Source organism: Paenibacillus sp. FSL R7-0333 (genome assembly GCF_038000365.1).
GTDB lineage: Bacteria > Bacillota > Bacilli > Paenibacillales > Paenibacillaceae > Paenibacillus_AQ > Paenibacillus_AQ silagei.
Genome location: NZ_JBBOBZ010000001.1, coordinates 2,433,086 through 2,450,720, shown reverse-complemented (window position 1 = coordinate 2,450,720; position 17,635 = coordinate 2,433,086). Strand labels below are relative to the sequence as shown.

General features: G+C 55.0%; 15 protein-coding genes and 1 tRNA gene. 2 read left to right on the top strand and 14 right to left on the bottom strand.

The annotated features are described in order from the left end of the window. Positions 1-108: 108 nt before the first annotated feature. From MKY86_RS10090 to MKY86_RS10060, 7 genes are all read right to left on the bottom strand, one after another. Positions 109-768: a GntR family transcriptional regulator gene (locus MKY86_RS10090; RefSeq protein WP_036725153.1), complete on the bottom strand. Its 660-nt coding sequence runs from the start codon at positions 766-768 to the stop codon at positions 109-111. A gap of 17 nt (positions 769-785) precedes the next feature. Next, a complete protein-coding gene (locus tag MKY86_RS10085; RefSeq protein ID WP_076078479.1) occupies positions 786-1,469 on the bottom strand; it encodes a hypothetical protein in 684 nt (227 codons plus the stop codon). A 35-nt stretch (positions 1,470-1,504) separates the two neighbouring features. Continuing rightward, positions 1,505-3,637 carry a hydantoinase/oxoprolinase family protein gene (locus MKY86_RS10080; protein ID WP_076078477.1) on the bottom strand — a complete coding sequence of 711 codons (2,133 nt, stop codon included), beginning with the start codon at positions 3,635-3,637 and terminating at the stop codon, positions 1,505-1,507. 256 nt (positions 3,638-3,893) lie between these two features. Further along, on the bottom strand, positions 3,894-5,240 hold the full coding sequence (locus MKY86_RS10075) for a citrate transporter (RefSeq protein WP_083684870.1): 1,347 nt from the start codon (positions 5,238-5,240) through the stop codon (positions 3,894-3,896). Positions 5,241-5,466: 226 nt separating this feature from the next. Continuing rightward, complete coding sequence (locus tag MKY86_RS10070) at positions 5,467-5,877, bottom strand: hypothetical protein (protein ID WP_340826803.1); 411 nt, start codon at positions 5,875-5,877, stop codon at positions 5,467-5,469. A 112-nt stretch (positions 5,878-5,989) separates the two neighbouring features. Further along, positions 5,990-6,883, bottom strand: coding sequence for a ketopantoate reductase family protein (locus MKY86_RS10065; RefSeq protein WP_076078474.1), 894 nt, complete (start codon positions 6,881-6,883; stop codon positions 5,990-5,992). 379 nt (positions 6,884-7,262) lie between these two features. Next, positions 7,263-7,346: transfer RNA gene (locus tag MKY86_RS10060), tRNA-Leu, on the bottom strand. A 180-nt stretch (positions 7,347-7,526) separates the two neighbouring features. Between MKY86_RS10060 and MKY86_RS10055 the strand changes: the two genes are divergently transcribed. Then, entirely contained in the window at positions 7,527-7,985 is a 459-nt protein-coding gene (locus tag MKY86_RS10055; protein WP_076078472.1) for a hypothetical protein, read from the top strand. Between the two features lie 496 nt (positions 7,986-8,481). Here the strand turns inward: MKY86_RS10055 and MKY86_RS10050 are convergent, their stop codons facing one another. From MKY86_RS10050 to MKY86_RS10030, 5 genes are all read right to left on the bottom strand, one after another. After that, a complete protein-coding gene (locus tag MKY86_RS10050; RefSeq protein ID WP_076078471.1) occupies positions 8,482-9,159 on the bottom strand; it encodes an AlkZ-related protein in 678 nt (225 codons plus the stop codon). Then, a complete protein-coding gene (locus tag MKY86_RS10045; RefSeq protein ID WP_076078469.1) occupies positions 9,156-9,947 on the bottom strand; it encodes an SDR family oxidoreductase in 792 nt (263 codons plus the stop codon). The genes MKY86_RS10050 and MKY86_RS10045 overlap by 4 nt, the downstream gene beginning before the upstream one ends. A gap of 19 nt (positions 9,948-9,966) precedes the next feature. Then, on the bottom strand, positions 9,967-10,188 hold the full coding sequence (locus MKY86_RS10040) for a hypothetical protein (RefSeq protein WP_036725081.1): 222 nt from the start codon (positions 10,186-10,188) through the stop codon (positions 9,967-9,969). Between the two features lie 131 nt (positions 10,189-10,319). Beyond that, positions 10,320-10,637, bottom strand: coding sequence for a hypothetical protein (locus MKY86_RS10035; protein WP_076078468.1), 318 nt, complete (start codon positions 10,635-10,637; stop codon positions 10,320-10,322). A 108-nt stretch (positions 10,638-10,745) separates the two neighbouring features. Continuing rightward, positions 10,746-11,315: a xanthine phosphoribosyltransferase gene (locus tag MKY86_RS10030; protein WP_036725092.1), complete on the bottom strand. Its 570-nt coding sequence runs from the start codon at positions 11,313-11,315 to the stop codon at positions 10,746-10,748. A gap of 176 nt (positions 11,316-11,491) precedes the next feature. Between MKY86_RS10030 and MKY86_RS10025 the strand changes: the two genes are divergently transcribed. After that, positions 11,492-12,625, top strand: coding sequence for a YkvI family membrane protein (locus MKY86_RS10025; protein ID WP_076078466.1), 1,134 nt, complete (start codon positions 11,492-11,494; stop codon positions 12,623-12,625). Here the strand turns inward: MKY86_RS10025 and MKY86_RS10020 are convergent. Together MKY86_RS10020 and MKY86_RS10015 are read right to left on the bottom strand one after the other, a co-directional pair. After that, positions 12,612-16,151, bottom strand: coding sequence for an AAA family ATPase (locus tag MKY86_RS10020; RefSeq protein WP_076078458.1), 3,540 nt, complete (start codon positions 16,149-16,151; stop codon positions 12,612-12,614). The two genes, MKY86_RS10025 and MKY86_RS10020, sit on opposite strands and share 14 nt — an antisense overlap. Further along, on the bottom strand, positions 16,148-17,632 hold the full coding sequence (locus MKY86_RS10015; RefSeq protein WP_083684867.1) for a metallophosphoesterase: 1,485 nt from the start codon (positions 17,630-17,632) through the stop codon (positions 16,148-16,150). Before MKY86_RS10015 ends, MKY86_RS10020 begins: the two co-directional genes overlap by 4 nt. Positions 17,633-17,635 lie beyond the last annotated feature (3 nt).

Sequence of the window (17,635 nt, the reverse complement as noted above, 5' to 3'; positions counted from 1 at the left end):
CACAAGTAGAGACAGCTTAGTGCTTTCGCAACAAAAGGCGTATACCGGAAGTTCTGCTCCATGCGGAGAAGACTTCAGTATACGCCTTTAAGCTTGTCATTTGTATGATCAGAAGAATTGCGGGTATTGCCCCGACATGCTCTGGACCCGGTCCAGCAGTGTATTGGAATGCTCCATCACGACCTTGCGCATCCCTTCCACATCCCGCTTGCGGGTAGCCGCTACCATCTTCACATGCTTATCGATGTCGGACGGCTGCACCCCTTCCATCTTCCCGTAGAGCAGACGGATACGGTTATAATGGGATGCTACCTCTTCAATGGTGAACCAGGACAATTCTTCCCCGGCCGTCTGGAAGATCAGCTGATGGAACCGGTTGTCCTTAATATAGAATTCTCTGAAGTATTTCTTGTCCATATATTTCTTCTGCTTATTAATCAGTTCCTGCATCGTATCTGCTACCAGCTCGCTGCACTTACGGATGAACTCATCGATCACCGCAGATTCAAGCGAGGTGCGGATGAACCACTCCTCACGGACCCGTTGCAGATCGATCTTGGAGACTACCGTTTTGCGCTGAGGATATATTTCCACCAGTCCTGACTGTTGAAGACGGACCACTGCTTCCCGCACTGGTGTGCGGCTGACGCCATAGCGTTCAGACAGCTTCTGCACACTGACATCCATTCCTGGCTCGAGCGTCATATTCATGATGTCTTCTTTTATTCTATTGTAAGTTACATCATTCAGTGAATTGCTGTTATTCATAATCTTCAACGGCTTCCCTACACCTTCCCTGAACTCACTCCTAGTACATCACGGGTTATTGTCTCCGCACTGGCTGAATCGTAGGCATAATACAACAGAACATCCAGAATAAACGGCGAGTACCGCAGTCTGTTCAGCTCCTGTGTAAAAGCCATGGCTCCAACTTCACTTAAGGTGCGTATTGTAGAATAATTCTTCAGGCCCAGTAGCTTCCACAGCAGAATGCGCTCGGTCCGGGTGTATATTTCCTGTGCAAACCGGTCTTCTACAAAATGATAAATTTCGTGGCCAAGGATAGTATTCATTATACCAGCTTGCGGAAAAAGTTCAACTAGACCTGGACCCGCCTCCCGCACCTGTTCTGCCGCTCTGTGCAAGGGTTCTTCCATGATTTCGATCCGGTCGGGAGGGGTATAGGAAGCGAACAGCACACGCTTGCCGGTCATGAGCGCATCCTTGAATTCCAGCTTCAGGTTCATACGTTCAGCAAGCACCCGGACATCACAGGTCCCATATTCAAGCATCATCCGCTGTGCATATTCGGTGCCGCAGGCTCTGGCCTGCTTCAGCATTTCCCGCTTCGTCTCCGGCGGAATACGCCGGTTCAGGATGTCTCTCCTGAAGGCATACATTCCCCAAGCCTCATCGTCAACCTCCAGCAATGGATTCAACAGCTCTCCCAGCTTCGTCTGTACTTGCATACGTCCTCCTGTCTACACGCTCTTCCGCGCAGCTCTTAGCTCTGCTTGATATTGGCCGCCACGACAATAACCTCCGTGTCCGGCTCGAACGTGGATATCTCAATGTCCATCAGCAGCTCCAGCTGCTCGAAGTCTGAGGCGGTAAAGTCCATCACCCTTGCGCCGATACACAGGTAGAAGTCAGGTCTTGCAATCAGCTCAGTCTGGTAGACGGCCATTGCCTCCCAAAGTTGCTTAACCGCGCTGAGATAGTCCCCGGCTGTTGTCTTCAGCGCCATGGCCCGGCCTCTCTGCACCTTGATGAAGCCCTTGGTGTCCAGGATGCGAACCGCGCCGGCTTCACCGGCTTTATCCATTTTCTCGCCGAAAATACTAACATATCTAGTCTTCTGCAGCAGCTCCGTCCGCTCTACAGGGATGCGCATATCCTGGGCAGCCAGCTCCCGCAGCTCCGCCTCATCACATTCCTTCAGCAGTTCGGTCGTCTTCACCTCGGTAGAACCGGTAGCGATCGCTGTCACCTTGGAGGTCTGCGGATCTATATCGATATGAATTTCGATGCTCTCCGGGGTCGCTCCGCTCTGGATGGCCTTGTTCAAGGCTTCCATCTTCAGGGCGGCAATCACTTCCTTGGACGGGGACGGAATAATCCGTTCCACCACATCGCGGACCATCGACAAGGCAACTCCGATCGAAGAGATAACCTCGGCATTCTCGGGGATGCTGTATTTCAGACCCATTTTCTCCGAAAAATAGACGATCAGCGAAGCCGCTCCGCCGCCCACGCCGACGAGGGAGATCTGATCCTTCTCCAGCTTGTATTTCTCAGCCAGCGCCAGAATGATCGGCTCGATCTTGGCATAGGCCTTCTCCATAATCTGCTTGGCGATATCCTCTACCGTTGTTCCGCAATAATCCGCCAGTGCCTGTATCGCCCTTCTGGCCGCTTCCACATTCCCGTAGGAGAAATGCTCCGGCTTCACCAGTCCCAGCACATTCGCCGCGCAGGAGTTCGTGATCGTCACCCGCTCCCCGTTCTCCAGCCGGATGGCCACATAATCAGCAGGATCACCCGGCTTCGGAGAAAAGAATTCGACCTGCGCTCCCTTGATCTGATCCGGATCGGTGAATACCGAATAATCCAGACCGCCGATATGCGCCGATCTTGGTCCGACATCGACCACTCCGCTCTTGTTCGCCCGGATCATGGACCCGCCGGCCACGCCGAGCACCCGTACATCCAGGGAATTGACATAGGTCGGATGACCGCCGACGATGGAATAGTCGATGGCCGGGCGGCCGTTTTTGATCACACCGATATTGGTAGTCGTGCCGCCGACCTCGAAGTACACCCCGTTCGACGCTCTCAGATACATCAGTGAGCCCATGACTGAAGCCGCCGGTCCCGACAGCATCGTCAGCACAGGCCGTTTCTTCATCTCACTGATCTCCATGACGCCGCCGTCGCCTCTCATAATCATCAGCGGAACATGGACCCCGGCCTCCCGCACAGACTTCTCTGTGGAATTGGCGGTATCCAGCATCTTCGGCAGAATGCTTGCATTAATCGCCGCCGTCCGCGTTCTGCGGGTCAGCCCGTATAATTTGGTGATGTCGGAGGCCATGGTGGTCGGCATGCCTTTTTTCTCTGCTTCTATATAGACCACTTCCTCGGGACGCCCGTTATCTACGCCAAAAGCCATCGAAGGCACAATCACCTGTGCCCCCTGCTGCTTAAGTTCATCGATGACCGCCATCACGGAGGCTTCGGACATTTTTTTAACATTAAGAAAGCTATTGTAGATCTTGATCTCCTTGCCGTTGCCCAGGTCAATATTCTGAAGCCGGGTCTGACGCTTGGCGAGCCAGCCTTCCAGACCGCCCTTCGCCAGGCCAATGATGCCCACCTGGGCAATATCGCCCTCGATCAGCGCATTCGTTGCCTGCGTGGTACTGTGGGCCACGAACACTACGTCCTCCGGACGGATATTGTTCTCCTCCAGGCAATTCTGGAAGCATTTCACCACGCCTGCGGCTACGCCTGTGGCATGGTCATGCGTCGTCTTCACGGAAGATTTGCCGATAATCTCATGTGTGGCGTTGTCAATCGCAACTGCCTTGGTATGGGTTCCCCCCACATCGATCCCCATTCTAACCATTGTACTCATATGATTTCTCCGTTTCTCTTCATTAATAGTAGACTCAAGTGAAATTTGAAGCCTAACCGTCACTGCGGTGAACATTTGGACTTCCGGCCGCTGTTGTCTGCAGATTTCTTGATTTGTCCCGCTGTTCGCGGTGGAAATCCGCAGACAAAGGCGGACGCTCCCGCTCCTACAGTTCCAAATTTCCCCTCCGTTCCTTATAGCTTCTCGTTATTGACTTGAGTACTGCTTATTGATTAATACTAAGCAGTGCTAAACACTACACTAAATTGCCGTACATGAAGAACACAACCGCACACAGAATAATCCCGATGATCCAGCCGGTAGGAATCGACATCTTCATATATTCCTTGGCCGGAACCTTCGTATAGCCGAAGCCCCAGGCCACCCAGGACTGTGTAACGTCCAAATGCTGCGGTGCTACTGTAGTAATGGCGAACAGCGGATAGAGGAATTGTACCGGCCAGGCAGCGGTTGCCACCACGACAGCCAGGATGGCCGAACCGGAGCCGACCAGGTTCATCGGGCCGCGGAAGAAGCCGAGCGGTGTCAGAATGGCGAAGACAATACACAAGAGCAGCGCGGTCTGGGGCATTGCGCCGTCCAGCAGGGTTTTGAAATAAGGGGAAGCATAGGTGGCCGCATTGTTGAACATGGACAGCGTGAGCAGGAACCCGATCATCGGCGCTACATCTATGGCTCCGTCCGCGAACTGCTTCGACAGCATTCTGCAAACGCTTGCAAAACCGCCCTTCAGCTTACCGCAGGTCAACAGGGCGAACAAGGCGGCGAAGATAAATCCAAAAATGATCGGAACCTTGAGCACCACCACACCTACTACTGGCAGAATGATCGAGATCCAGGAGATAGCAGGTGCATCTACAGTAGCTCCGCTATCCGGTGTTGCCGCCCAGGCCCGGGAGAGCTTCCGGTTCATCATCACATTAGATACCACCAGAACCACGATCAAGGATACAGCCATCGCAATCATGCCAAATTTGAAATATGTATTGTAGTCGTAGCTGGCATAACTCTCATTGGCTGTTGCAAAAATCGCCTGATATTGCTTAAAGTTCACAATGTTCCCGAAGATCCCCGCCATGATTGAGCCCATGAAGGAGAACAGGGCAATCGGTGAAGGAATCCCGAGCGACAGCATGATCGGCAGCACGATGACCGCAATGGAGATTACCGGGCCGATACCGGTCATGGATGTGAAGATTACAGCGGTAACGATACACAGCAGAGACATGGTGATTCTGGGTTTGTCTCCCCCAAGCTCTACAACCTTACGAATCAGAGTAGCGGCAATCCCGGTGTCGATCAGGACTCTTCCGAAGAAGGCGCCGAAGAAAATATTAACCAGGATCGCCTTCCCGTAATTCTCCGGCCCTGTCTGGAATACGTTGGTAAGGACATCAATGAAAGTCTTGCCCTCCATCACGGAGGTAGGATGAATGCTATTTCCGATCAGGGCAATCGAGGTCCACAGCACCGACATGACGAAGAAGCCAACCATGAGGTTATACCCCTTGACGCAATACCACACCAATCCAAAAAACGATAAAACCATAATGAAACCGATTACAACATTAGCCACATCCACAAAATAACCTCCTGAAGTAGGATAAATGAGTTAACATGCTAACATGCTATTCATGTATACTGACATGTTAGTTTGCCACGTGAAAATATTAACATGATCAATCTTCAGGCGTCAATACCCTTCTGCACGTTATTTCAGGCGATTTTGAGAGGGCTGTACACAGCAAAAAAAACAGAGGCTGCAGGTGATTACCATCCTGTGCCTCTGTTGATTCCCATATACCTCTTTAGTTATCATTCTTCAACACCTGGTCACGATACCGCTGAAATTGCTCCCAGGATTGCTCCGCTTGCTCAGGCTGCTCAAAATCGATATAGCCGGAATCCGATGTATCCAGCGCATAAGCCTCCAGTGTCTCACAGACCAGCCGGATCGTCTCCATCACCGTTCCCCCGCCCCGGACATGCAGCATGATGGAATTCACAAGCTCCTCATCACCTGTGTTGAACTCGATCGAATACCCCTCGCCCTCAAGGAAGCCCCAAGCCTTATCCCGGTAATCCAGGTTCGGTATACGGCGGGTCAGCTTCTCAATGATTTCATCACGTTGTCCCAGGGGAGGCATTGGGGGCTGTTCTTCCTCCGGCGCTTCAAAATCGTACTTCTCTTTCATGATAAATACATCCCAGCTCATCATTGCTCACTCCTTGGTTAAGATTGAGGCAGAATTAGTAGTACAGACTGCAGTTATGTAATACACTTAACCCTTTTTTGCAGGTTTTAATTGCTCAGATTACAATGATCCGGTATCAGCCGTTCTGCATAGATAAAAATTTCGTCAGATCCTGCTCCAGCTGCACAACCTCCTGGTTCGCAGCATTCGCATAATCCGGCAGCAGCATATCTTTAACCATTTTCGTGCGTAGCCAAGCAATGAAGAGAACATCCAGTATGAAGCTTGGGAGCTTTGGGACTATTGTGAAAAGTGGCGGATCAACGGCAACACCCGCTTGTTTTATTTTCCTGAGGTACGCTTTGAGAGTAACTGTTATTTGACGTGCCGTCTTTCGGGTTCGGGCCGGGTCTGCGTTTCCGCCGTACAAACTGCCCAGCAGAGCAATGTCGGATACGGAATGGGTGATTAGAAACGCCTGCATATCCTTTTTGATAACGTAAGGAAGCATGGCGGCTTGAAAGACTTGTGCGAGCTTTAAGACGCGCTGCGTCACTGCGCCGTTCACTTCGCCAAATGAGGTGGCCACTAGAAACTTGGGCATGAACCGGGCGTACAGGACCCCATCTTTAATCTGTCCGCCGAAGCCGGGAAAAGCCGGCAGGAGCCGATCCCCGACAATCCTCCGCCACGAAGAAAATCCAATGGAGCTATTGGTCATCGTAACGATATTCGGGCTTTGATTATCCTTTAGTGCTAACAACGCGGATTCGGCCCGGTCATAACGGACGGTAACGAAAATATAATCGTATACATCATCATTTTCGACTGTATCTATAACCTTCACCGGAATCGATCTGACTGTACCTTTGTCATGGTATTGCAGACCTTTTTCTTGTAAAGATCTGAATCTGTCCGAACGCGCAAACAGGCTAACGTCAAACCCGGCTTCCGTAAACTTCATTGCGTAAATACTCCCGATGACACCTGCGCCGAAAATTAGAATTCTGTCTTGCTTTGCTGCTGACATTTAACCACCCCGCCGATTCATATTTCCGTATAATCATCCAACAACATGTTGTATGATGTGATCATAAAGCTTTAGGATTCCTTGATCAATCATCAATTTTTTAATATCTGTCGGATGATATCTTATACACCAGCAGGAGGGACACATGAAAAAACAACCTGACGACGACCCTTTCTTTATTTCGTCTTTGGCTCCAAAGAGATAAGGATCTACCCCCAGAAGAATTCATCAAGTTAGCGGAGAATTTATATTCAAGAGGAATTACGACTTATACTAAAGAATGAGGATGCCGCACCAGCGAAGACGGGAAGGAAAATAAACACAACAAAGGCCCGTCCATTCCCACAAGGGTAAATGAACGGGCCTTTATAATCTGCGATGCGGTCAAGAGGACTCGAACCTCCACGATATTGCTACCACTGGCACCTGAAGCCAGCGCGTCTGCCAATTCCGCCATGACCGCATATTCAGTTGACTTGCTTGCGCAGTCACAAGATTGATCTTACCATGCCGGAATTATGGAGTCAAGTTTATTTTATTGTAAATTGCTATCCATAAATTGCAAGTAAAATATTGCTTTTATTTGCGGATTCGGTGTATAATGAGAACAAAGGTTCGCATACTATAAATGAGGTGATTTATAATGGCGATTACCAAGAGACACCCCCTAACTACACCAACCATCCCTGAGAATATAACCAAAGATGAATTGTCCCTGGTCAGAAGCTATCTGCTGCTAACGTTTATTCATAAAGTATTTGAACGGGACTGCCGTGCCATCGGCAAGAGCGGTCTGTTCAAGACTCCCCAGCTCTACATGGAGCTGGTATCCAGCGCTACCAAGAAGACATCCCTGATGCTGCAGGAGGTTACCCGCGAGCTTACCGTGAGCCAGCTCAAGATCAGCACTGTACGCCAGGATCAGCGCGGAGTTACCGCCGAGTATAACTGCCGGGGCTATGTTGGCGAGATCCATATTCTATGGCCCGGCTTCCGTAATGAAATGATGCAGCGTATGCGTGCCTACCTCGGACTGGGTGCAGAGCTGGCCTCGGTCCTCCCCCGGGAAGAACAAGCCGAACAGTTGGCGATGTCCATCTAAGCCGCATCTTGTAATGGATTGTATTACTGACATAAGAGCCTCGTCCTATTCTGGACGAGGCTCTTGGTGCGGGTGCAGATCAATATATGATACGTTGACGGGGAGTGGTTTGATTAGACTTTGTCGTCTGGAGTACAGGCACAGGTAGCTCCACGCGAGCAATTGTAATTGGTTTTTCGATTACATTTCGAGCAGGTACCTTCGCGCGAGCGATTGTAATCGGTTTTTCGATTACATTTGGAGCAGGTACCTTCGCGCGAGCAATTGTAATCGGTTTTTTGATTACATTTGGACCAGGTACCTCCACGCGAGCAAATGTAATCGGTTTTTCGATTACATTTGGAGCAGGTAGCTCCACGCGAGTAATTATAATCGGTTTTTCGACTATATTTGGACCAGGTAGCTCCACGCGAGCAATTGTAATTGGTTTTTCGCATACATTTGGCTCAGGTGCCTTCGTGTGAGCTATTGTGTTCGGTTTTTGTGACGCCTAACCTTACTTTAGAACCTTCTCCAGCTGCTTCGATCCTGCCTCCGGGAACAGTTTAGCCGTATGCTCCATAATCCGCTCCCTGGATGACACTGGCTGATCATTGTAACGCGAAGTCACATAATCTGCTCCAAATACATACTCGCTCACGGCATAACGCCCGATTCCCCAGCCGTAGGGACGGCCATGCTTGTCCTGCTTATACTCGAATTTGCTGGCTGTAATGTAGGTCTGCATCTGGAGCAGCGTCATGGCTGTGTCGAAGCCTTTCGCACCTTTGGCCTCGAAGCCGGACAGCCCTTTAAGATCACTGGAGAGCAGCCCCGCCTCATGCTCCAGCAGCACATCCATGATTCGTTTGCTGGCCATGGAGGCCAGTCCGTCATCATATCTGGCATCGAAATCATAACCGTCCCGGCGGTAATTGGCGAAGTCCGGGTACCATTCTCTGCTGATGAACCCGGCCTTCTTGTTAAAGAGCTTCGCATAAGCGATCTCGCCCCCGGCCGCAATCTCCTCGCGCCACTCCCACGGCCCTTCTACACCCTTCACGAACCAGTAGCCCGCAGGAGTGCATTCCTCCAGAGAGAAGCCTGCGATCTCACAGCGGAACAAGGGCAGATAACCGATCTCCCGCACCAGCGCGGCCAGTTCCCCGGCATTTTTAATTATAGGCAGCTTCATCGTTGTCCTCCAGGCTGATAGGTCCAGCCTTCGTCTCCATGGTAGATCATCTGCTTGCTCATTCCGCCATCGATTGTAATATTCTCGCCCGTTATGAATCCCGCAGCCTCACTGCACAAGAACAGCACCATGCCTGCGATATCCGCCGGAGTTCCTACCCTTCCCGCAGGATGCTGCAGCCGATCCGGCTCTGTATGAACCGGCTCTGCCGATTCCTCTGTACCGTGATAAGCGGTGGTATCAATCCAACCCGGGCTGATTGCATTAACCCGCACTTTACCGCTAAGACTTACACTAAGGGCGTGGGTCAATGCGCCGATCCCGCCTTTGGCTGCAGTATAGCTCTCGGTATCCGGCTGTGACATCCGCTCCCGGCTGGAGGAGATATTCACAATAGAGGCTCCTTGGGCAAAATGAGGCTTAAGCCGCAGCGTCAGGTAATAAGGCGCCGTCACTCCAATCCGCTGCACATACTCGAAATCCTCATAGCTGCATTCTGATTGCAGCCCTTTACGGCTGATACAGGCATTGTTAATCAGGTAATCCACCTGTCCGTAGCGGCTGATTACCTGTGAGATGAAATCATCCAGCACCGGCTGTTCCGCAATGTCTCCCTGATAAAAGAACAGACGCTCTCTTCCATACTTGGCCTCCAGCCAGCGTCCGGCAGCAAGATCCGTATCGATGCAGGCAACCACTGCTCCGGCCTTCAGTAATTCATCGGTGAGGCAGCGTCCGATTCCGCCTGCACCTCCGGTAACGATCGCTATTTTATGATGATGACTCATCTTGACCTCCATTCTCCGCTCATTCCGGGGTATAGGCTTCCGGTCTCGGCTCGCTCACCGGCTGATACAGGTATCTCCGGTCCAGCTTCACCACATGCTTGTTCGGACGCCGGATCATCACCTGGGTCTCGTCCCAGGCCAGCACGATTCCCCGGATATCATTGCTCGCCAGCCCGTCGCGTACAACTCTTATCCGCTCACCGGAAATCCGGTAGGCATCCAGTTGTTCATCACTTATCATAGTATTCTTACTCCCCTCTCTGTGCTTAGCTTGTCCAATTTAACTCTGAATCCGGTCATGAAAAAGACCCAAATGAGAATCATCCGGGTCTAGTTATCTTTCAAAAGCAATCTGTATGTCTTATGAAGTTCCTATATCAGCGCTTCATTCTTCTCAAACCAGAAGTCAAGAACTTTAGCGGACATCACACGTTGTTCCAGATATTCGACCTGATGCTCTGTGAATGTCTGTCTCCAGCCATACGACAGCTCTTCACACAAACTTGTGATTGTCAAAAGCTCCGACCAAGCAACATAACGTTTGTACCAGAAAAATTGAGGATGTTCGATCATATAGGGATACAAATCGTCGAACTCCGTGTGTTTGCAATCCAGCGCACGTTCGAAATGATCCTTAGCCTCGGTTAGTTTATCAATAAAAAATTGCTCTGTCACCGGTTCTTTCCCCATTGTGACGCCTCCTCTCTCATGTCTAATTTTTATTATAAAGGAAAACTTATAGGGTGAAAAGCAGATGTTTCAAAAATAGGCTGTGTTCCTGTTATTGTCACTTCAGCCTTATCCAAAAACAATCGTCCCGTCATTAAGAGAGGTGATATCAACAAGAGACTCCAGACGGATTCCCTGTTCCCGGATCGTGCGGGCACCGGCCTGGAAGCTTTTTTCGACCACTACGCCAAGGCCCACCAGCTCGGCACCTGAACGCTGGATAATCTTAATCAGGCCGCGCGCCGCGTCGCCATTGGCGATAATATCATCGATGAAGAGGATTTTGTCATCCTCCGAGATGAACTGGCGGGACAGCATAATGTCCGTAACAATCCCTTTGGTAAAAGATGGAACCCGTTCACACAGAGCGTCGGGATCAGCCAGCAGCGTTTTTTTGCGCCGGGCAAACACCAGCGGCACCTTCATCTCATAAGCGGTGGCAAATGCCACGGCAATCCCCGAGGATTCCACAGTCACTACGCGAGTAACTCCAGCCTCAGCAAATCTGCGGGCAAATTCCCGTCCCATTTCCATCGTCAGCATCGGATCGACCTGGTGGTTAAGCAGTCCATCCAGCTTGAGCACCTGATCCGAGACGACTACGCCTTCCTCCAATATCCGCTGTTTCAATAATTCCATCATTGTAAACCTCCATTACCCTTTATAGACGTTCCACCGAAATCGCACCTGTTCGTCCAGGCGGAAGTCATGTCCCTCTGTTCCTCATCATAACCTGTACTATGCGGACTACACAAGGCTATATCCTTGCAGGCCCCGCAATTGTAAACTTCGCAGCATTCATAAGGAGGCTAAGCATGAAGTCACATATCCGCACATTACAGATCGCTTTCACTTATATTGGCACCATTGTCGGCGCCGGATTCGCTACCGGCCAGGAAATCCTCCGTTTTTTCACCAGATACGGCCACTGGGCGCTGCTGACGATTCTATTCTCTGCCGCTCTCTTTATCTGGCTGGGCACCAAAATGATGATCATCGCCCGGAAAATCTCTGCGGACTCGTATGAGGATTTCAACCGCCACCTGTTCGGAGCCAAGACCGGGACCATCATCAGCCTGTTTACCATGATTATTCTGATCGGGGTGAACAGCATCATGCTGGCAGGCGCCGGGGCGATCTTCAAGGAGCATCTCAGCCTCCCTTATCAGGCGGGGTTGCTTCTGACGATCCTCGGATCTTACTTGCTGCTGAAGCGCGGCATTTCGGGAATTCTGCAGATCAACAGCCTGGTGGTGCCCCTGATGCTTACTTTGTCGCTGATCCTTGTCTGTAATACGCTGGGCGTCCCGGGAGCCGACCGCTTCCTCTTCCTGCCCACGGATCACAGCGGCATCAATGCCTGGATCTCTCCGCTGCTCTATACTTCGTTCAACCTTGGCATGGCCCAGGCAGTGCTGGTTCCGCTGGCCCGTCATACGGATGACGAACGTGCGCTGGTGCGCGGCGGGATTCTGGGCGGAGCGGGCATCGGGTTCATGCTGCTGGCGGCCCATTTTGCCATGAGCTCGCAGATGCCGGGTATCTTGCAGTTCGAGATTCCGATGGGAAGCATCGCCATCCGGTTGGGTCCGGTGGTGCAGATGGTCTTCTTGCTGCTAATCTTCATGGAAATCTTCAGCACCTTCGTCGCCGGTATCTACGGGGTAAGCGTACAGCTCCAACAGCGGCTCCCAGTCGCCCCTGCGCTTGTCGCCCCGCTGCTGATGCTGATCTGCTATGTGTTCAGCCAATTCGGCTTCAGCTCGCTGCTGGGCATCTTCTACCCGATCTTCGGCGCGCTGTGTCTGATATGGGTGGTCATGCTGGTGCGCTCCCCTATGTCTCCGCCGCCGGGGCAGGGCAAGCCGCCCACAGGAGGAGCGGGCGGCAAGAAGCAGGGAATCACGATTGTCAGCATCAAGCCTGCGATCCGCACTACACGGAAATAACTGCTGCGGCAGGAATGCTGCCCGCCACAGCTTCGGCGACATGACGATGGCAGGTCATCATGACGATCTGCCGGGAAGAAGACAGCTCACCAAGCAGAGCCAGAGCCGCATGAAGCCGGTATTCATCGAAGTTAACGAACAGATCATCGAAGAACAGCGGCAGATTCACCTTGCTGCTCATCGTTTCTGCCAGGGCCAGCCGGATTGCCAGATACAGCTGCTCCGCAGTTCCCCGGCTGAGCAGCCCGCTGTCCAGCAGTCCGGCATCCTTATGTTCAGCCTTCAGCTCTTTATGCCCCAGCGTCATCACGATCCGGCGGTATTCCCCGTGCGTGAGCTTCGCGAAATACACGGAGGCCAGCTGCAGCACCTGCGGCTGCTTCTCCTGCTCATAGATTCGGCGTGTCCGGCCCATCAGCTCGGCCGCCAGCGCCGTTACCGCATATTGCCCGGCCAGATTACGCAGTGCCGCCCGCTGTTCCTCCAGTTGCTGGAGCGCAGTATCTTCCTTGCCGCGCTTCGTCAATGCTTCCCGTTCCTGCAGCAGCTTGCCGCGCTGCTCAAGCAGTGCGCTGCGTTCCTCTTCAAGCTCGGCCGCCGCTTCTTCCGCGGCCTGACGCTCCTGCGCAAGCCGCCCAGCGTCCAGATGCGTGAGCAGACTCAGCAGCTCTGCCCGGCCTTCGTCATCCCATCCGCTGAACATCGCCAGCTCCGCTTGACGCACGGACCGCGTAACCTCTATCCGCCTCAGCCACGCCGAGGAACGGCGCAGGAACTGCTCGCCGTCCTCAGCACCGCCTTCCTCTAGCAGCTTCGAGCAGCGCAGGTTCAATTCCGCCTGCTCCCTGTGATTCGCTGCCAGCTCCTCCCGGACTTCAGCCAGCCGCGCCTCCACACTCTCTCTGCGCAGCAGCTCAGCCTTCAGCTGATCCCACTCCCGCTTCCGCAGCTCCAGCCAGGTTAATAGGGCGGCTGGTGTGGGGTGGCGGGGAGCAGCTGGAGTTGCGGGTGGATGCTGGGCGGTAGGATTGGTGTCGGGTAGCCGGTGCTGATCATTAAAAGCGGTAGGTGATGACGTCTGATAAGCAGATGAATCGCTAGCAGATAGCTGCTGCTGATCAGTAAGCGGAGCAGCCGGTAGCGATTGCTGCTCAGTAGGCTCGGTAGCGGGTAGCTGGTGCTGATCAGTAAGCGGAGTAGCGGGTAGTGATTGCTGCTCAGTAGGCTCGGTAACGGGTAGATGGTGCTGATCAGTAAGCGGAGTAGCGGGTAGTGATTGCTGGACAGTAGACACCCTGGCGCGCTGTGATTGCTGCTCAGCTATGTAGGGAATAGTGTCTGGCCGTCCGGTCTCCGCAGCTGCAAGCAGCTTCATCCCTTCCTGTTCATAGAGTGCACATTCCGCCGCCAGTCCGCTTAGCCGCGCAGACCATTTGGCCTCCTGGCGCAGCAGCTCATGGCCCTGCTCTGCCAGGGCGAAAATATCCGGCAGGCTGTCCGGGGACAGCCCTTCGGGGAGTCTCCGCAGACGCAGCCAATCTTCGTAGCGCGCCGCCAGCTCTGTGAAGCGGGCCTCCGCTTCCTCCAGCTCGCCGGTCAGCACCTGCTCCTGTCCGCTCAGCCGCTCAAGCTCCGTCCGGCAGGCCTCGGCCTCAGCCGCCTGCCGGTCTACGCGCTGGCGCCAGCTGCCCCAGGCCTCCATCAGCCGGCGCAGCTCGCGCATCCCGGCCTCCAGCCCGCCTGCGTCAGGGCTGGACGCCTCGCCGCTCTCCCGCTCCGCACCGGAGAGCAGCTGCCCGCGCAGCCGCAGCATCTCCGCTGCGGCCTTGCCTGCCGCCCCGCCGCCCGGCTCCGGCGGGGGAACCGCCGCCCCCGCTGCGCGCAGGGCGGCCCAGAGCCACAGGTCCGCTGCGGCCAGCAGGCCGAGCGCGGACCATACGCTGACCGGCGGTGCGCCGGTCAGCCACAGCGCAGGCGGCAGCAGCAGCGTAAGCGCTGCGCCCGCCTGCAGGAAGCGCCGGTAGCGTGCCGCCCGGCGCCCGTTCGCGCCGGGGCGGCTGCCCCCGGCGGCGTCACTGCGGCGCGGGGCTGACGCGCCGCCTTCCGGGCCGAGCTGCGCTTCGCGCCAGCGCTCGGCGGCCTGCTGCAGCTCGTCCCAGAGCTGCACCAGTTCACGCGGGCTGCGCGCAGCCAGGCCCGCGAAGTCCGCTGCGCCGCTGGCGTGCTCCTGCGCCAGCAGGCGCTCGGCCGCCTGCAGTGCAGCGGCGGCGGCGGCCTTGCGGGCGCGGAGGCTCAGCAGCTCCGCGCTCCGGGTCTCCATTTGCCGGTCATACCCGGCAAAGGAGGCGGCATAACGCCGCGCGGCCTCCCGGTCCGCGGCGGCGGGGGTGAAACCCGCAAGCTCTGCGGGATCCCAGCCTGCGCCAATGCTGCGCAGCAGGCGTTCCAGCTGCTCCCGCAGAGCCGTCAGCTCCGCGGCAAGCCGCTGCTGCTCCGCCCGCTTGTCCTCATAGCTGCTGCGGCTGCGGTCCAGCGCTTCGAGCGCAGGCCCCTGCTCCGCAAGCAGAGGGTCGGGCGGATTCGCCGCAAGCTCTGCGGTAAGCTCCGCCGTCAGCCGTTCCAGCCGGAACGCTGCGCCCTGAAAGCTGCGCAGATCGGCTGTAAGTGACCTCCAGCGTTCCGCCCCGTTATCCGGGAACGATGCAATCACGGGAAGCTCTTCAAGCTCCAGCCGGCCTTCGCTCCATTTCAGCCACAGCTCCCGGATGTCCTGCGCCTTGCGCAGCTTCATCAGCCTTGCTCCGGCGAGCTCGCGGTCCAGCTTCATCTGCTCCAGCTGCTGCTCCGCAGCTTCCAGAGCCAGAGTATTCCCGTTATATCTTGGCAGATAAGAGCGGCTCTCCGCTACCTCCTGCTCCAGCTTCCCGATAGACTGCAGAATCCTGGCCGCCTCCTGGACCTTACCACGCGGCTTGTAGAGCTTCTCGGACTCTTGAACCAGACGCTTCTCTGCCCTCATAATCTCCCCGCCGCCGCCCATCCCGGCATGGAACAGGTAGCTGCTCATTTCCCCGGACTGCAAGGCACCCAGCTCCTGCAGCTCGTCAAGTGAGACAGCGAACAGCTGGCGGAACATACTCCGGGAGATGCCGCCAAGCAGACGCCGCTCCAGCTCCGCCTGATTCAGCTCCTCCGTACGGCCATCCGGATGGCTGAGTGCAATATGCAGCTTCTCTGCTCTGCCCGGCCCCGCGCCGCCGGATGCATACCGGCGGATAGTCCATAATGCGCCGGACTCATCCCTTGCTTCCAGCACCCCGCCGTGCGTCCCCCCTTGCAGCGGCTCGTACCGTTCAGCCGGATTCCCCCGGCCGGGGATGCCGTACAGCATAGCACGGATGAACTGCAGGGTCGTGCTTTTACCCGCCTCGTTGCGTCCGAACAGAACCGTGACCCCTTCATTCAGTCCGATCTCCCGCTGAGCCAGCCTTCCGTAGCCGTCTATCCGCAATGAATCGATCTTCATTCCTCTACCTCCCGGCCTTGCTGTCCATCGCCATCTCCTGCATCCTCAGCAGCGGCCTTACTCATCACCCATCCGTCAGTATCCTTCAGCGTCCTTCCCGCCACCAATTCAGACCCTTCCATGAATGCTTCACTGCCCTTAGCAGACCAGTCCTTGCCTTCTTCCGCAGCATTCAGCGGCGTCCCGCCGGACTCTTCCAGTCCGCTCAGCAATGTGATTCCCAGCTCCGCTGCACCTCTAAGCCATTCCTGCTTCTCTTCGGCTCCTATGGATAATAGCAGCCTGCGCAGCTCCTGATTCTCCATCATCGGTCTCAGCGCAGTAGCGACCAGCTCGTCCAACTCTGCGGCATTCCCGCCACTGTGTTCGGCAAGCCGCAGCATTTCACCCAGGAAGCTGTCCTCCAGAAGCAAGTACTCACGGTCAACCGCAAGTCCCGTTTCGATGGAGAAGCCTTCCGTCCAGACCAAGCCTGCATATTCCTTGCGCACCGCACGCACAGCTTCCCGCCGCTGCAGCTCGGTGAGCAGGTCATCCGCCGCCCCCTTCTCCGCCAGCACCTTATGTATATCGCCCCGCCCCGTCAGGCGGAACCTGACCACAGACATCATCTGCGGGGTCTCGCTGCGGATATCCTCCACTGCATTCTCTACAGCGAGGGTCCACTCGGCCTCGTCAATGAGCCCATCAATAGAGAGCTCGCGGACCTGCCAGCGCACACTGTCCAGTTCATGGAAATCCAGCCGGACTCCCCCCTCTGCATTGACATCAACCGTATAGCAGCCCTTTGGCCCGGTCTCCTTAATGCTTCTCCCTTGAATATTGCCCGGATAGACGATAGGCGGATGCTCATGCAGAATACTCCGCTTATGAATATGCCCGAGCGCCCAATAGTCATAGCCCCTGCCGATCAGATCCTTCCGGGTGCACGGGGAGTACGTCTCATGCTGGAGATCCCCGTCCACATTGCCATGCAGCAGGGCGATATGGAACAGGCTGCTGCCCGGCTGGCGGCTGAAGCGCAGAGCTGTATTCTCTGTCACTTTGGAGGTCGGGTAGGAGATGCCGCTAACCACAGCTACCTCCCGTCCGTCTTCCCTGCGGCGGGCGGTCACGTGCTTCGGCTCACTGCCGCCGAATACCGTAACATGGGCAGGCGGTGCCGAACTAAGGCGCGGGCCGTCCAGCGGATCATGGTTACCGTGGATCAGGAACACCTGAATCCCGTGGCGTCCAAGTTCCTCCAGGGCCTCCCGGAACCGGAGCTGCCCCTGAAGCGAAGCATCTGAGACATCGTAGACGTCGCCGCTAATGACTACGAAATCTACCTTTTGCAGGATGGCTACGCCAACAAGCCGCCCGAGGGCGGCGAAGGTGGACTCCCGGAGATAGGAGCGGATATCCTGCGGGAGATGGGACAGACCGGCGAACCGGCTGTCCAGATGCAGATCCGCAGCATGCAGGAAACGAAAAGGAATCATAGC

What these genes read in the sequence shown, in the direction of transcription:
- MKY86_RS10050 (WP_076078471.1), bottom strand. Translation starts at nt 9,159, where the DNA reads ATGAAGCTGCCTATAATTAAAAATGCCGGGGAACTGGCCGCGCTGGTG.
- MKY86_RS10025 (WP_076078466.1), top strand. Translation starts at nt 11,492, where the DNA reads ATGAAGTCACATATCCGCACATTACAGATCGCTTTCACTTATATTGGC.
- MKY86_RS10080 (WP_076078477.1), bottom strand. Translation starts at nt 3,637, where the DNA reads ATGAGTACAATGGTTAGAATGGGGATCGATGTGGGGGGAACCCATACC.
- MKY86_RS10030 (WP_036725092.1), bottom strand. Translation starts at nt 11,315, where the DNA reads ATGGAATTATTGAAACAGCGGATATTGGAGGAAGGCGTAGTCGTCTCG.
- MKY86_RS10020 (WP_076078458.1), bottom strand. Translation starts at nt 16,151, where the DNA reads ATGAAGATCGATTCATTGCGGATAGACGGCTACGGAAGGCTGGCTCAG.
- MKY86_RS10070 (WP_340826803.1), bottom strand. Translation starts at nt 5,877, where the DNA reads ATGATGAGCTGGGATGTATTTATCATGAAAGAGAAGTACGATTTTGAA.
- MKY86_RS10065 (WP_076078474.1), bottom strand. Translation starts at nt 6,883, where the DNA reads ATGTCAGCAGCAAAGCAAGACAGAATTCTAATTTTCGGCGCAGGTGTC.
- MKY86_RS10045 (WP_076078469.1), bottom strand. Translation starts at nt 9,947, where the DNA reads ATGAGTCATCATCATAAAATAGCGATCGTTACCGGAGGTGCAGGCGGA.
- MKY86_RS10055 (WP_076078472.1), top strand. Translation starts at nt 7,527, where the DNA reads ATGGCGATTACCAAGAGACACCCCCTAACTACACCAACCATCCCTGAG.
- MKY86_RS10015 (WP_083684867.1), bottom strand. Translation starts at nt 17,632, where the DNA reads ATGATTCCTTTTCGTTTCCTGCATGCTGCGGATCTGCATCTGGACAGC.
- MKY86_RS10040 (WP_036725081.1), bottom strand. Translation starts at nt 10,188, where the DNA reads ATGATAAGTGATGAACAACTGGATGCCTACCGGATTTCCGGTGAGCGG.
- MKY86_RS10035 (WP_076078468.1), bottom strand. Translation starts at nt 10,637, where the DNA reads ATGGGGAAAGAACCGGTGACAGAGCAATTTTTTATTGATAAACTAACC.
- MKY86_RS10085 (WP_076078479.1), bottom strand. Translation starts at nt 1,469, where the DNA reads ATGCAAGTACAGACGAAGCTGGGAGAGCTGTTGAATCCATTGCTGGAG.
- MKY86_RS10090 (WP_036725153.1), bottom strand. Translation starts at nt 768, where the DNA reads ATGAATAACAGCAATTCACTGAATGATGTAACTTACAATAGAATAAAA.